Origin of the sequence: Paenibacillus sp. Pae15 (genome assembly GCF_024519685.1) — a bacterium.
In the GTDB taxonomy this organism is placed as follows: domain Bacteria; phylum Bacillota; class Bacilli; order Paenibacillales; family NBRC-103111; genus Paenibacillus_G; species Paenibacillus_G naphthalenovorans.
The window spans coordinates 22,217-36,817 of the sequence record NZ_JALJRM010000030.1 but is presented as its reverse complement, the minus strand read 5'-3'; the positions used below and the strand labels follow the sequence as shown (position 1 = coordinate 36,817).

At 53.1% G+C, this 14,601-nt stretch carries 12 protein-coding genes and 1 tRNA gene; all 13 read left to right on the top strand.

Features of this window, described 5'->3' with window-relative positions:
• Positions 1-36: 36 nt before the first annotated feature.
• Complete coding sequence (gene mfd, locus NR121_RS20565) at positions 37-3,561, top strand: transcription-repair coupling factor (protein ID WP_062410336.1); 3,525 nt, start codon at positions 37-39, stop codon at positions 3,559-3,561.
• The gene (locus NR121_RS20560) at positions 3,548-4,639 is read left to right on the top strand and encodes a peptidylprolyl isomerase (RefSeq protein WP_054819639.1); all 1,092 of its coding nucleotides are present in this window, start codon (positions 3,548-3,550) and stop codon (positions 4,637-4,639) included. Before mfd ends, NR121_RS20560 begins: the two co-directional genes overlap by 14 nt.
• A 235-nt stretch (positions 4,640-4,874) precedes the next feature.
• The gene (gene spoVT / locus NR121_RS20555) at positions 4,875-5,417 is read left to right on the top strand and encodes a stage V sporulation protein T (protein ID WP_054819640.1); all 543 of its coding nucleotides are present in this window, start codon (positions 4,875-4,877) and stop codon (positions 5,415-5,417) included.
• 120 nt (positions 5,418-5,537) lie between these two features.
• On the top strand, positions 5,538-7,298 hold the full coding sequence (locus NR121_RS20550; RefSeq protein WP_256831847.1) for a putative polysaccharide biosynthesis protein: 1,761 nt from the start codon (positions 5,538-5,540) through the stop codon (positions 7,296-7,298).
• Positions 7,299-7,343: 45 nt separating this feature from the next.
• A complete protein-coding gene (gene yabN / locus NR121_RS20545) occupies positions 7,344-8,846 on the top strand; it encodes a bifunctional methyltransferase/pyrophosphohydrolase YabN (protein ID WP_062411110.1) in 1,503 nt (500 codons plus the stop codon).
• 76 nt (positions 8,847-8,922) lie between these two features.
• Entirely contained in the window at positions 8,923-9,195 is a 273-nt protein-coding gene (locus tag NR121_RS20540) for an HU family DNA-binding protein (RefSeq protein WP_010501443.1), read from the top strand.
• Positions 9,195-9,473, top strand: coding sequence for an RNA-binding S4 domain-containing protein (locus NR121_RS20535; RefSeq protein WP_054819661.1), 279 nt, complete (start codon positions 9,195-9,197; stop codon positions 9,471-9,473). Before NR121_RS20540 ends, NR121_RS20535 begins: the two co-directional genes overlap by 1 nt.
• A gap of 193 nt (positions 9,474-9,666) precedes the next feature.
• Complete coding sequence (gene yabP, locus NR121_RS20530) at positions 9,667-9,951, top strand: sporulation protein YabP (RefSeq protein ID WP_062410339.1); 285 nt, start codon at positions 9,667-9,669, stop codon at positions 9,949-9,951.
• Positions 9,948-10,529, top strand: a complete 582-nt coding sequence (gene yabQ / locus NR121_RS20525) for a spore cortex biosynthesis protein YabQ (RefSeq protein ID WP_062410340.1) — start codon at positions 9,948-9,950, stop codon at positions 10,527-10,529. The genes yabP and yabQ overlap by 4 nt, the downstream gene beginning before the upstream one ends.
• 40 nt (positions 10,530-10,569) lie before the next feature.
• Positions 10,570-10,899 carry an FtsB family cell division protein gene (locus tag NR121_RS20520; protein WP_062410341.1) on the top strand — a complete coding sequence of 110 codons (330 nt, stop codon included), beginning with the start codon at positions 10,570-10,572 and terminating at the stop codon, positions 10,897-10,899.
• Between the two features lie 121 nt (positions 10,900-11,020).
• Positions 11,021-11,497, top strand: a complete 477-nt coding sequence (locus NR121_RS20515; RefSeq protein WP_054819659.1) for a S1 domain-containing RNA-binding protein — start codon at positions 11,021-11,023, stop codon at positions 11,495-11,497.
• A 143-nt stretch (positions 11,498-11,640) separates the two neighbouring features.
• A tRNA-Met gene (locus NR121_RS20510) sits at positions 11,641-11,714 on the top strand.
• 346 nt (positions 11,715-12,060) lie between these two features.
• Complete coding sequence (spoIIE, locus tag NR121_RS20505) at positions 12,061-14,556, top strand: stage II sporulation protein E (protein WP_062410342.1); 2,496 nt, start codon at positions 12,061-12,063, stop codon at positions 14,554-14,556.
• The last annotated feature ends 45 nt before the right edge of the window (positions 14,557-14,601 follow it).

The window sequence follows — 14,601 nt, the reverse complement described above, 5'->3', positions numbered from 1 at the left end:
TTTTTAGTGTTACGCGGTTGAGAGGGGTGTCCTGTTTTGCAGGCTTTAATTCGGGCGTTCGCCGCGGATCTTGATTTTCAATCCGTGGTTGCCGGCATTCGCACGGGGATGAGGGAGCAGTTAATCGCCGGATTAACTGGTTCCTCGCGTCAGGTTATGCTCGCTTCGCTTTATGAGGAGCTGGAGCGGCCTTTATTTGTCGTGACGCACAATATGTTTTCTGCACAAAAAATGTACGAGGATTTAGCCGAACTGCTGCCTGGGGACCGGGTGCTTTTGTTCCCTGCCCAGGAGTTGCTTGCCGCTGAGGCGGCAATCGCGAGCCCCGAGATGCTGGCACAGCGAGTGGATGCGCTGTCCCGTCTGGCTGGAGATTTCCGCGGCATCGTCGTAGTGCCTTATGCGGGGATGCGTAGGCTGCTTCCAAGCCGGGATTCCATCGTTCAGGCTCAGTTCCGCATTGAAGTGGGGCAGACCGTGGAGCTGGACCAGCTGGTAAGCCGCATGGTCGAGCTGGGATATGAACGGGTGGAGCGGGTTGAAAACAAGGGAGAGATGAGCGTTCGCGGGGGAATTCTCGATTTGTATCCCCTCACATCGCCTCATCCGTATCGGATCGAGCTGTTCGATATTGAAGTCGACTCCATTCGTTCGTTCGATGCGGGAGACCAGAGGTCCATCGATAAAGTGAACGAACTGACCATTCTGCCCTGCCGCGAGATCGTGGCCGATCGTAACCGGTTACAATCGGCGGCGCAGCATGCCTACGAGCTGCTTCAGGAGCAGATCGGCAAAATGACGGACCGGGCCGCCAAAGACAAGCTGCTTGAAGGCATGGGACACGAAATCGAGCTGCTTCGGGAAGGACAGCACTTTCAAGGGATATTCAAATATGTCTCCCTCCTGTTTCCGGAACGGCAAACGCTGCTGGATTACATGCCGAAGGATTCGATTATCATTGTAGACGAACCCTCGAGGCTGCTGGAGACGGCAAAGCAGCTTGAGAAGGATGAGGCCGAATGGACGACCTCGTCGCTGCAGGACGGCGAATGCATCCCGGCGCTGGCCTTGTCCAAGCCTTATGAGACGCTGCTTCTTCGCAAAGCTTATCCAACGCTGTACATGTCGCTGTTCCTACGTCAGGTACAGCAGGTGACGCCGCAGAATATCGTCAATTTCATGTGCCGGTTGATGCAAAACTTCCACGGCCAGATGAATCTGCTCAAAAGCGAAATGGAACGCTGGAAAAAATCCGGCGCCCAGGTGATGATGGTGGCCAGCGGGGCTGAACGGATTGAGCGAATCAAGCGGGTGCTGGCCGATTATCACATTGAAGAGCCGCAGATTGTGGACGGCAGCCTGCAGACCGGTTTTGAGCTGCCCAGCATTCATCTTGTCGTCATTACCGAAGCCGAAATGTTCACCCAAAAGCAGCGCAAGGCCCGCAAGGTAGACAAAAAGATTGAGAACGCCGAACGCATCAAAAGCTACCAGGAGCTTAAGGTTGGGGATTATGTCGTCCATGTCAACCACGGGATCGGGAAATTCGTAGGCATCGGAACGCTTGAGGTTGGCGGGATTCATAAAGATTATCTGCACATTATGTATGCCGGCGGCGACAAGCTGTCGGTACCGATTGATCAAATCGACCATGTCCAGAAGTACGTAGGCGCCGAGGAAGGCAAAGAGCCGAAAGTGTATAAGCTGGGCGGGACCGACTGGAACCGGGTCAAGAGCAAGGCAAGGGCATCCGTGCAGGATATTGCGGACGATCTGATCAAGCTTTATGCCGAACGCCAGGCGACTCCCGGATACGCATTCTCCAAAGACAGCGCCTATCAGCAGGAGTTCGAAGGGATGTTCCCGTACGAGGAAACAGCAGACCAGCTCCGTGCCATTGAGGAGATCAAGAGGGATATGGAGAAGCCCCGGCCGATGGATCGGCTGCTGTGCGGCGACGTTGGCTACGGCAAGACGGAGGTGGCGATCCGCGCAGCGTTCAAAGCGGCGATCGACGGGAAGCAAGTGGCGGTTCTGGTACCGACGACCATTCTGGCCCAGCAGCATTACGAGACGTTCAGGGAACGCTTCTCGGGTTATCCGTTTAACATTCACGTATTGAGCCGATTCCGTTCCAAGAAGGAACAAACGGAGACGATGAAGGGCATAAAGAACGGTACCGTGGACATCGTGATCGGCACCCACAGGCTGCTGTCCAAGGATATCCAATTTAAAGATTTGGGGCTGCTTATCGTCGACGAGGAGCAGCGCTTCGGTGTTTCGCACAAGGAAAAGCTGAAGCGGCTCAAAACGAACGTGGACGTGCTGACCTTGACAGCGACGCCGATCCCGCGCACGCTCCATATGTCGATGCTTGGGGTAAGGGACTTGTCGGTCATTGAGACGCCCCCGGAGAACCGTTTCCCGGTACAGACCTACGTCGTAGAGTACAGCGCTTCTTTGGTACGTGAGGCGATCGAGCGGGAGCTTGCCCGTGAAGGCCAGGTATACTATTTGTACAACCGTGTACAGGGAATTACCCAAATGGCTGAACAAATCTCGATGCTCGTTCCCGATGCGCGGGTGACCGTAGCTCACGGCCAAATGTCGGAGCAGGAGCTGGAGAAGACCATCCTGGATTTTCTTGACGGAGAATATGACGTTCTTGTCAGCACGAGCATCATTGAAACCGGAGTCGACATTCCAAACGTGAACACGCTCATTGTCCATGATGCCGATAAGATGGGGCTTTCGCAGCTGTACCAGCTGCGCGGTCGGGTCGGACGTTCCAACCGGATCGCCTACGCCTATTTTACTTATCAGCGGGACAAAGTGCTGACGGAGGTGGCGGAAAAACGTCTTCAAGCCATCAAGGAGTTTACGGAGCTGGGTTCCGGGTTTAAAATTGCCATGAGAGATCTTTCCATTCGCGGCGCCGGTAATTTGCTCGGTGCCGAACAGCACGGCTTTATCGCATCGGTTGGATTCGACCTGTATTCCCAGATGCTAGGAGAAGAAATTAATAAGCGGAAGAAGGAAATGGGCGGCGAAACGACGCCCGAGGAAAAGGTTTGGTCAACGCAGCTTGATATTCAGTTGGATGCCTATATTCCCGGCGATTACATTTATGACAGCGTGCAGAAAATTGAAATTTACAAAAAAGTGGCGGCTGTGCAAACCTTGGATGAAGCGATGGAGCTGGAGGATGAACTCGTGGACCGGTTCGGCGATTTGCCGCAGGCGGTGGTCAATCTGCTCAAGGCGGCCCGCCTGAAGGTCTACGGCGCGATGTATGGGATCGAAACGATCTCGCAGAAAGGTTTGGATTACGAGCTTCGGATTCACCCTGGACAAAACGACAATTTGGACGGGCAGAAGCTGCACCAATTGTCAGGCGAATTCGAGAATCGGATCAAACTGATCGGCGGGCAGCAAATCATTATCGAGCTGAAGGGCAAAGGGTTAAAACCAGAAGAATCCATCGATTTGCTGGAAAGGTTTCTGGTACAATACAAGCGTGTTTTGAAATCGAAGGGAGAGCTGCAGAATGTGGCAAAATAAAGGGAACCCGTTGCAAAAAGGGCTTTTGGCTCTTTTCGCACTCATATTGATTATTGGTGTAACGGCAGGATGCGGAAAGAAAGACGAGGGCGGCTCCACCGCGGCGCCGGAAGGCAATCCTGATGAAGTGCTTGTCACGTACAAAGACGGCGGCCAGGTGACACGCGGGGAATTTGAAACATTTATGAACGTCAATTTGCTTTTTAACCAGCAGTATGCGCAGTATAAAGATGAGCCGGCGTTTCAGCATGACATGATGAATCAATTGGTTGCGTTCAAGATTCTGGCGTCCCGTGCGGACGACAAAGCGAAAGCGGAAGCCGACAAGCAGTCGCAGCAGCAGCTTGAACAGCTTAAAAGCTTTATGGGCATGCAGGAAGGCGGCATGGAAAAGCTGCTGAAGGATAACAACATTACGGAAAAGGACTTGGATGAATTCGTACATCAGAGCATTCAAGTTTTCGTATCGGAAGAGAGCAAGATTCCGGATGCGGATCTCAAAGCGGCTTATGACCAGAAGCTGGCGCAGGACAAGAACACCTACGATATCGCTACGGTCAGCCATATTCTCATCGGCATTAATGATCCGGCGACGGGGAAAGAGACCCGTACGAAGGAAGAAGCCTTAAAGCGGGCGAAAGAAGTAAAGGACAAGCTGACGCAGGGCGGCGACTTTGCCGCGCTGGCCAAGGAATATTCGGAAGATCCGGGCTCCAAGGATAAGGGGGGGACCTATACGGATATGCCTCTTTCTCAATGGGTGCCTGAATTCAAACAGGCTGCTATCGAGCTTCCGATCGGCCAGATCAGCGATCCGGTAGAAACGACATTCGGTTACCATATCATGAAGGTTGAATCCCGCAAAACCAAAACGTTTGATGAAGTAAAGCCGGACTTACGCTCTGAAGCGGCGCAAAACAAGGTGCATGAATTTATGGAGAAAGAGCTTCCTGGGCTTATTGAGACGAACAATCTGCCTAAGCCGGAAGAGTCTAAGCCCGCAGAAACGCCGGGTACGCAAGCTCCGCAACCGGACGCTCCTCAATCCGATGCTCCAAAGACGGAAAACGGCAAGTAAGATTTACCAGGGCACCCGTAAGGAGGCCCTGTTTTGTTTTCATTTTTTTGGACATAATGTAAACAGCGGCGGACATTCTTACATAATGAACCGATGACCGCAAGGATCAAGCGCCAGGTATCATGCATAACCACTTGGGAATCGAAGAATACTAAGGTTAGTTCAATTCCCTCCATTGGCATAAATTAGAGTCCAGTCTGTATCTAACTCTCAGGAAAGCGAGGCATCTAGAATTATGAAAGCAACTGGAATCGTTCGTCGTATAGACGATCTTGGCAGGGTCGTCATCCCCAAGGAGATTCGCCGTACGCTGCGGATTCGGGAAGGGGATCCTCTCGAAATCTTTGTAGACCGCGACGGAGAAGTGATTCTTAAGAAATACTCTCCTATCGGTGAACTGGGTGATTTTGCAAAAGAATATGCCGAGTCCTTATATGAAAGTACAGGCCACATTACGATGATATCGGACCGCGATACCATGATTGCCGTAGCCGGCGGTTCCAAGAAGGAATATTTGGACAAGCCGATCGGTTCTCTCGTTGAACAATGCATGGAAAACCGCAAGGCTTCGATAGAAAGCAGCAGCGGGTCATATGAAATTTCCAAGGATGTAAACGAAACTTACAGCTCGTATGTGATTGCTCCGATTGTGGCGGGCGGAGACCCGATCGGAGCGGTGATTCTGGTCAGCAAGGATGAAAGTGTGAAAATGGGCCAAATGGAGCTCAAAATGGCGGAAACGGCTGCGGGCTTCCTCGCCAAGCAAATGGAACAATAATGTGCGGCTGAAGATCAACCGCAAGAAAGCAAAAGCAGGGCTTCCTGATGGCATCCTCTTGAAGGGATATCGGGAAGCTTTTTTGCTTGGTTTTGGAAAATGGGCGGTAAGTGCGATATAATGTTGGCGTTAAGACGGACGCTAAGCCAAGCTTTAGTGCGGTACGGCAAGAAGGAGAGGGAGAGCATCGGAGGAAAGGAGACGGACAAGGCGTTCGGGCCGGAGGGGCGGACCGATGGGGGACGCGCGGGCTCGGCGCTGCTAAAAGGCGCTGCTTTGTTGGGGATGGCCGCTGTCATCTCCAAGCTGATCGGAACGCTGCAGAAAATTCCGCTTCAGAATTTGGCCGGCGATGCGGTATTCGGCATTTATAACGCGGTTTATCCGCTCTATATTTTAATTTTGTTTTTGGCGACGGCCGGTTTTCCGCTGGTGATATCGAAATTTGTATCTGAGTATGCGGCCGCCCGCCGCTTCGACGAAGCGCGCCGTGTGCTACGTGTGGCCTTGGTTGCGCTGATGGCGACGGGAATTTGTTTCTTCCTGCTGCTGTATTCCGGAGCCGATACGATCGCGCGATGGATAGGTGCTTCGCAAACCGTCGAGGCGATTCGCAGCGTGTCGTTTGCACTGTTGATCGTACCGGTCATGTCCTGCCTGCGCGGCTACTATCAAGGATTTCAAAATATGGTTCCGACCGCTTGGTCGCAGGTTGCCGAACAAACGGTGCGGGTGGGTACGATGCTGATCCTGCTTATCGTGCTCATGCATCTGGGTTATGGACCGGAATGGATTGCCGCAGGCGCCACGTTCGGTTCTGTGACAGGTGCGATGGCGGGTTTGGCGGTCATGCTGTTTTTTTGGCGGAGGGATCGCGAAACGCTGGGGAGTACGGGCGCGGTCGGCGGTTCTTCCCTCTTCGGCGCTTGGCAATGGAAGCGGGATTGGGCGCTGATGAAACGGTTGACGGTCTACGCGATTCCGCTCTGCCTCGGCGCCATTGCGGTTCCGATTTTGACACTTGTGGATTCCTTCACGCTGCCCAGGCTCCTTCGAATTTCAGGCTATGACGAAACCGGGGCGCTTTATCAATTCGGGCTTTATCATCACGGCCTGCCTCTGGTGCAACTGGTTGCCATGATTGCGTCTTCCATGTCGGCGGCTTTGGTGCCGGCGATGGCGGAAGCCAGACAGCGGGGAGATCTGGCGGCGGTGCGCAGCAGGGCGGAGATATCGCTGCGGTTCACCTGGATGATCGGGCTCGCCGCCTCGTTCGGTCTGGCCGTGCTGGCGGAGCCGCTGAACGTGATGTTCTTCAAAAGCGCCGATGGTACGGCGGCGATGGCGATCCTTTCGTTCACCGCGCTGTTCTCGGTGATCAATATTGTCGCCGGCAGCGTGCTGCAAGGGCTTGGCGCCGTGCGTGCGCCGGCGCTGTATCTGCTGCTTGCCGCCGGCGTGAAGGTCGCGGCGAACGTGCTGCTTGTGCCGCGCTTCGGCATCGCCGGCGCCGCGGCAGCCGCGGTGGCCGCCTACGCGCTCGCCGGCGGCCTCACGCTCGCGCACGCGCTGCGCGCCGCCGGCATCACGGCCCCGGGCGGCCGCGCCGTCATAAAGCCGCTGCTGGCGGTCGGCTTTATGACGCTCGGCCTGCTGGCCGTGACGCACGGCGCTCCGCCGCTGCTTGCACGGCTGCCTGTGGCCCTGCCCGAGCGGGGCATGGCCGCGATCATCGCGCTTAGCGGCGTCGCGCTGGGGGCGCTGGCTTTCGCGTTCGCGCTGCTGCGTCTGGGCGCGGTGAGCGCCGCGGAGCTGGCTCAGGTGCCCAAGCTTGGGGGCAAGCCCCTAGCGCTGCTGCGCAGACTCCGGCTGCTCCCCTAGAGCGGAGCGCCGCATCAAAACCTAAGGAGGCGCTTGCGCATGTCTATGCAACCGCAAATTACCGTTGTCGGCCTCGGAACCGGCGACCCGAATCAACTGACGCTCGGCGTCTGGAGAAAGCTCGAATCCACCGGCACGACGGGCGGAGCGCTGTATCTGCGCACCAAGGAGCATCCGATGGTCTCGATGCTTGATCACCACGGGCTGCGCTATGAGACGTTCGACGCCGTATATGAAGCCAATGAGGCGTTCGACACGGTGTACGAAACGATCGCCTCTACGCTGATCGCCCGGGCGAAGACTCCAGGGGCGGGGGAAGTGCTGTACGCCGTCCCCGGACATCCGATGGTCGCCGAGCGGACGGTGCAGCTGCTTCGCGAGCGTTGTCCGGCCGAAGGCGTGCTGCTCGGGTTCATGGGCGGCGAGAGCTTTCTCGATCAGGCCTTTCTGAGGCTCGGCTTTGATCCCATCGAGGGCTTTCAGCTGCTTGACGGTACCTCGCTTCAGGCAAGCTCCCTGAATCCGCAGCTGCATACCTTGATCGGACAAGTGTATGATGTCTATACGGCCTCGGATGTGAAGCTGACGCTGATGGAACTGTACCCGGACGACTATCCGGTAACCGTTGGCCATTCGCTTGGCGTGACAGGGGAGGAGCGCGTTCGTGAGGTGCCTTTGTATGAGCTTGACCGTGTAGAAGGTTACGGCAACTTGTCATTGGTGTGGGTGCCGCGGACGGATCGGGACGATGTGCGCAGCCGCACCTTCTCCCGCCTGCACGAAATCGTGCACATTCTGCGAAGCCCGGAAGGGTGTCCGTGGGACCGGGAGCAAACGCACAAGTCGCTGCGCAAAAACTTGATTGAAGAGGCCTACGAAGTACTGGAAACGATCGACGACGACGATCCAGATCATATGTGCGAAGAATTAGGCGACTTGCTGCTGCAAATCATGTTGCATTCGCAAATTGAAGCGGAGGCCGGCTCCTTCACCGTATTCGATGTGATTCAGGAGCTCAACGAAAAGCTGATCCGCCGTCATCCTCACGTATTCGGCTCCATGCAGGCGGAGGATGCGGACGAAGCGCTAAGCAACTGGCAGCAGATCAAAGACGAAGAAAAACGCCGTAAAGGCATAAACCCTGACGAGCAATCGGTGCTGTCGGGCGTGCCGCGCGATCTGCCGGGGCTGATGAAGGCGTATAAGCTTCAGAAGAAAGCCGCCGGCGTTGGCTTTGATTGGAGCGCTTTGGAAGAGGTGCTGCCGATTGTGGAATCGGAGTTGGTCGAAGTGAAGGAAGCGATCGAACGGTTCGGTAAAGCGGAGCAGCAGGAGGAGATTGGTGACTTGCTGTTTGCCGTCGTGAATCTTGCACGTTTTTTGAAGGTGGATCCCGAGGAAGCCATGGCCGACGCCAACCGAAAATTTTTCGACAGATTCAGCTATATTGAATCGCAGCTGCGTTTAAAGGGCAAGACATTTGACCAAACTGATTTGCAGGAGATGGAATCTCTTTGGCAGGAAGCAAAAAAAGTTCTAAAAAAATAAGCATCTTTGCAGGAATTTCCTATGCAAGCAAAGAATACATAAGCTTAGCGTCATTCAAAGAGGAGGATATTTACTCATGAACAAAACCGATTTGATCAACAACATCGCTGAAAAAAGCGGCCTTACAAAAAAAGACGTGGAATCTGTATTAAACAGTTTTCTTGGCGAAGTAACAGAAGCTTTGTCGAATGGTGACAAGGTTCAGTTAATTGGTTTCGGCACATTTGAAACTCGCAAACGTTCCGGACGCACGGGCCGCAACCCGCAAACCGGTAAAGAGATTACAATTCCAGAATCCAAGGTTCCAGCCTTTAAAGCAGGCAACAAGCTTAAAGAAGCGGTGAAATAATGCGGCTTGACAAGTTTCTCAAGCTCTCCCGTTTAATTAAGCGCCGTACGGTCGCTAAGGACGTATCCGAACAGGGCCGCGTCTGGATTAACGGAAGGGAAGCCAAACCCAGCAGCACGGTGAAGGTAGGCGACGAACTGACGATTCAATTCGGGCAGAAGCTGGTCACCGTTCGCGTGGAACTGCTGTCCGAGTCAACCCGCAAGGAAGACGCGGCCAAGATGTACACGCTGCTGAAAGAAGAAATGAACAAACGTGATTCGGACTTTTTGTTGTGATCCGATTTCGATCAAGAAGAGACTGAGCGGATGCTCGGTCTCTTTTTAGTCTGGCGGTAATTTCCGGTCACAGGCGGATCCTGCAGGATGGCGCATCGGATTCCGATTGGGAGTTCTAAACCTCGGACGACCCCCATACGTTTATAGTAAGCATGCTTTGGGCAGGCCAAAGTGATGAGGAGGGGGACGTGCCATGGCAGAATTGCCGGGGAAGGTAAAGCGCCAGGAGATTAAAATGCTCAACCGCAAGCTGCTGGAAGTATCCGGAGTGCTGAATGTGGAAAGCTTCGACAGCGAGGAGTTTTTGCTGGAAACCGAGTGCGGCTATCTGATGATCAAAGGCCAAAATTTACATATCAAAAATTTAAGTCTCGAGCAGGGCCTGGTCGCGATTGAAGGGTATGTCAACGAGCTGGCGTATGTGGATGCAAACTCCCAGGGGAAAACCAAGGGATTTTTCGGTAAACTGTTTAAGTGACGCTGCAGATTCAATTTGTGACGCTGGGCATGATGTCTGCAGGAGGGCTCGCGCTGGGAGTGCTGTTCGACATGTACCGGGTGCTTGCTGGCCAGCTGAAAGTACCCTCTTGGATGAAAGCCGTCCTGGATCTCCTGTATTGGTTCATCGGCACGCTGATCGTGTTCAGGCTTCTTTATGAGAGCAACTGGGGCGAGGTTCGCCCGTTTATTTTTCTTGGTCTTGGCATCGGCATCGTTTTATATTTTTTGGTGTTTAGCCGTGCGGTCATCTGGGTGATTCGGTTATTGATCCGCATTGTGCTGGCCGCCGTTCGCATTGGAAAGCAGTTGATCCGGGTGTTTATTGTCAAGCCGGCGATCGGATTATACCGGTTTTTGATCATCTTTTTAGGATTTTTGCTCGCGGTGGCTATTTTCCTTTATAAAACTGTGATACAATTATGCTATCCTGTGCGGAAATTGCTTGTATGGCTGGTGAGGCCGATTGGCCGATGGATTCGCGCCCGAATTCCGGTTCCCGCATGGATGAAGCAAATGATAACAACTGTCGCAGCCTGGCTGCAAAAATTCAGATAAGAGTTTCGCTCTTATCGTAACCTGGGAGGATACAAGGTTCATGCAGGCAGCTTCTAAAGCAAAACATAGTGAGCCGCAAAACAAAGGCTCGTATCGCCGACGCCGTTTTGTGATGCTGGTGCTGGCATGCTTTTTGAGTTGGGCCGGCATTACCCTTTGGAACCAGGCTGACAAAATCAGTGACCGGAAAGAGAAGGTTAGCGCCCTTGAGCAGGAACTGACCAAGACGCAGCAGGTCTATGACAGCCTGCAGCGCGAAATCGAAAGGCTCAATGACCCGGAATACGTAGAGCAAAAAATCCGTAAAGAGCTTCATTATGTAAAGCAAGGAGAAACGTTGTTTTATACCCCGAAGCCGCCACAGAAATAACCTAGCAAATGATGGTCTACGCCTTGTGTTGACCGTATTTTCTCCATAAGTTATAATCTGCGTAGCTTCATTATTGTTTTTTTTGCATTGCTAACTATTTAAGGGAGGATCAGTTTACTTTATGGCAATTGAAGTGGGCAGCAAGCTGCAAGGAAAAGTAACAGGCATTACTCACTTTGGGGCGTTCGTCGAGCTTTCCGAGGGGGTTACCGGCCTTGTACACATCTCGGAGATTGCGGACAACTATGTCAAGGATGTCAACGATCATCTCAAGCTGAACGATATCGTTACCGTGAAAGTGATTAATGTCGACAAAGACGGCAAAATCGGTTTATCCATCAAGCAAACGGTGGATCGTCCGGTAGATGCTGCTCCGCCGACAAGGCCCGCTCGTTTTGAAAGACAAGGAGGAGACCGCGGAGGCTTTAACCGAGGAGACCGTGGGGATCGTGGAGGCCGTGGTGGTAAACCTCCCGCAACCAGGCTTTCCTTTGAAGATAAAATGGCTCGCTTCCTGAAAGACAGCGAAGACCGCATTTCTTCCCTTAAGAAGAACACCGAGGGTAAGCGCGGCGGTCGCGGCGCACGCCGAGACTAGCAGGAAACGATATTTCGAAGCTGTTCGACTGGCCAAGTCCGAACGGCTTTTTTGCATACGGAGGAAATATTTTACGGGTCGAATATTTCGCGCATCGGGACTTGACAAGCCCTTGCCGGCTATTATATACTCATGCTTGTTGCGGCGGCGTAGCTCAGCTGGCTAGAGCGTACGGTTCATACCCGTAAGGTCGGGGGTTCGATCCCCTCCGCCGCTATAAGTGCTCAGAACCGCTTCCATAGAAACTGTGGGAGCGGTTCTTTTTTTTGTGCAATATTCCAATATTTGTCGGATATTCCATTTCAGCTCCCCGAATCGACAGGTTGTAACGCAAAGAGTGCTTGTCCGCGGCGAACACAAAGGGGAACAAGACTGAATTTCTTCTCCAAACCATTTTGAAAGCCCTAACAAATACAGGTAGGACAACGCCTGAACGAAATTCGCGGACAGACTTCTTTTTGTCGGAAAAAACTTTGAATCTACCAACTCATTCTGACAAACTTTCCACAACGCACCACGTATACTAGGTACCACTAATAGTTTATGGGTGGTGTAATCATATTATGCACAAACGTCAAATTTTTTCCAAAGCGGGAACGGCATGGTCCGGGTGGATGCAGCGCTCGATGAAGTCCGTTTCCAGAGTCACCGTAGAAAACAGGCTTGTCCAGTCGCTTGTCGGTAAGAGATGGTCCATTCTGCTTCTTGTGATGGCGTTCCTGCTGGGCCGCGCAATGATTCTGGAACAGCTTGCGCCGTTTGCCGTCGCTTATTTTGCCGTGATGTATTTCTTGAGGCGGGAGCTGCTCTTTTGGTCCGGCCTGTTCCTGACAGCCGGCAGCCTGTTCTCTGTAGAGCCTATGAATGCGGGCTATCTTGCGGCCTCCATGATCGTGTTTCTTCTCATACAAAGAGGAGTGGAACGGTTCGAACGATCGGACATTTCATACGCGCCGGTCATCGTGTTTGCATCCATCTTCTTTGTGCAGTTGTTTTCACACCTCGCTTCCGCTGAGCTCACGTGGTATACCTTAATGATGACGGCCATCGAATCGATGCTCAGCTTGATTTTGACTCATATCTTTTTGCAGGCCGTACCGGTATTTACCTTATCCAGAAAAAATTACAGTTTAAAAAATGAAGAGGTGATCTGTCTTATTATTCTGCTTGCGTCCGTCATGACGGGGACGGTCGGCTGGTTAATTGGTCCGGTAACGCTGGAGCATGTGCTGTCCCGGTATTTGATCCTCCTGTTCGCGCTTGTCGGGGGAGCGCCTTTGGGGGCTTCGGTGGGAGTGATCTCCGGACTCATTCTTAGCTTGGCCAGCTCCAGTGCAATCTACCAGATGAGCCTGCTCGCTTTTGCCGGGATGCTGGCGGGCTTGCTCCGGGAAGGCGGCAGGCTGGCGGTAGCGCTTGGCATGCTGCTTGGTTCCTCCATCTTATCCGTTTATCTGGGGACCCAAGCTCAGGTGCTAAACTCAACCTGGGAATCGGTCGCGGCGGTGGCGTTGTTCCTGCTGACTCCCAAGGGAGTGATACAGACGTTGGCCAAATATGTGCCGGGGACCCAAGAGAATTTAAAGTCACAGCATGATTATGCCCGCAGGGTCCGCGATGTAACGGCAAACCGCGTTGAACAGTTCTCCGAAGTATTCCGCCAGCTGTCGCGCAGCTTCAAGCAAATTACGGTGGATGCCCAGCCGCTGCACAAAGAGGAAGAAGTCGGGCACTTCATGAATTCCGTGGCCGAAAAATCATGTGCATCGTGCTGGAAACGACAGCAGTGCTGGGACGGCAAATTTTATCAAACGTATAAATTTATGACCGACATGATGACCGAGGTAGAGCTGCGCGAGAACATGACACGCAAAGACATCCTACCCGAATGGAAAAAGCTGTGCATTAAACCGGATCAGGTGCTGGAGGTGATGAAACAACAGTATGGCCAGTATAAGAATGACCAGCATTGGAAAAAGCAAATCATCGACAGCCGTCAGCTTGTGGCGGAACAGCTATCGGGCGTTTCTCAGGTCATGGAAGATCTGGCCAAGGAAATCAAGCGGGAAGGACAAGAACTCTTCATGCAGGAGGAGCAGATCCGCAGCGCATTGGAAGAACTGGGCCTGTCCATTCACAGCATCGATATCATCAGTCTGGATGAAGGGAACGTGGAGATTGAAATTATCCATCAATATACGAAAGGATTTGATGAATGTCGTAAAATTATTGCTCCCCTGCTTTCGGATATTCTCGGGGAAAACATTGCAGTCAAGAACGAGCAGCTGCTCGAGCAAAAAGGAGGGTACAGCGCCGTACTGCTCGGGTCAGCCAAGGAATACGAAGTGGAGACGGGGATCGCCGGAGCGGCGAAAGGAGGGGATTTGCTGTCCGGAGACAGCTTTAGCACGGTAGAGCTGGGCAACGGCAAATTTGCGGTGGCGCTCAGTGACGGAATGGGCAATGGCGAGCGGGCGCGGGCGGAGAGCAGCACGGCGCTCTCGATTTTGCAGCAGTTGCTGCAATCCGGCATGGACGAGAAGCTGGCGATCAAATCACTCAATTCCATTCTGATGCTGCGCTCGTCGGATGAGGTATTTGCGACAGTGGATGTGGCCTTGATCGATCAGTACAGCGCGAATACGACATTTATGAAGATTGGCTCCACGCCAAGTTTCATCAAACGGGGGAATGATGTGATTGCCGTTACGGCGAACAATTTGCCTGTAGGCATTGTGCAGGACATGGACATCGATCTCGTGAGCGTGTCTTTGAAGCATGGGGATATTTTGATTATGGTGACCGACGGCATTTACGATGCGCCCGGCCACGCCGTCAACAAAGAAATGTGGATGAAGCGAATGATCTCGGAAATCGAGGCGGACAGCCCGCAGGAATTTGCGGATGTTTTGCTCGAGCGTGTGGTAAGGTACCATCACGGAGATATCTATGATGATATGACGGTGGTTGTGGCACGGATTGATAAATTCCAACCGGAATGGGCTACCTTCTCCTGGCCGGGAATGCAGCGCGTCGAACGTCCGAAGACGGTTAGTTAATAGATAGATTTTCTAAGGGACATCCGTTCTTTAGGTATGGCGGAT

What these genes read in the sequence shown, in the direction of transcription:
- NR121_RS20520 (WP_062410341.1), top strand. Translation starts at nt 10,570, where the DNA reads ATGCAGGCAGCTTCTAAAGCAAAACATAGTGAGCCGCAAAACAAAGGC.
- spoIIE (WP_062410342.1), top strand. Translation starts at nt 12,061, where the DNA reads ATGCACAAACGTCAAATTTTTTCCAAAGCGGGAACGGCATGGTCCGGG.
- NR121_RS20515 (WP_054819659.1), top strand. Translation starts at nt 11,021, where the DNA reads ATGGCAATTGAAGTGGGCAGCAAGCTGCAAGGAAAAGTAACAGGCATT.
- NR121_RS20535 (WP_054819661.1), top strand. Translation starts at nt 9,195, where the DNA reads ATGCGGCTTGACAAGTTTCTCAAGCTCTCCCGTTTAATTAAGCGCCGT.
- yabN (WP_062411110.1), top strand. Translation starts at nt 7,344, where the DNA reads ATGCAACCGCAAATTACCGTTGTCGGCCTCGGAACCGGCGACCCGAAT.
- yabP (WP_062410339.1), top strand. Translation starts at nt 9,667, where the DNA reads ATGGCAGAATTGCCGGGGAAGGTAAAGCGCCAGGAGATTAAAATGCTC.
- NR121_RS20560 (WP_054819639.1), top strand. Translation starts at nt 3,548, where the DNA reads ATGTGGCAAAATAAAGGGAACCCGTTGCAAAAAGGGCTTTTGGCTCTT.
- NR121_RS20550 (WP_256831847.1), top strand. Translation starts at nt 5,538, where the DNA reads ATGTTGGCGTTAAGACGGACGCTAAGCCAAGCTTTAGTGCGGTACGGC.
- spoVT (WP_054819640.1), top strand. Translation starts at nt 4,875, where the DNA reads ATGAAAGCAACTGGAATCGTTCGTCGTATAGACGATCTTGGCAGGGTC.
- NR121_RS20540 (WP_010501443.1), top strand. Translation starts at nt 8,923, where the DNA reads ATGAACAAAACCGATTTGATCAACAACATCGCTGAAAAAAGCGGCCTT.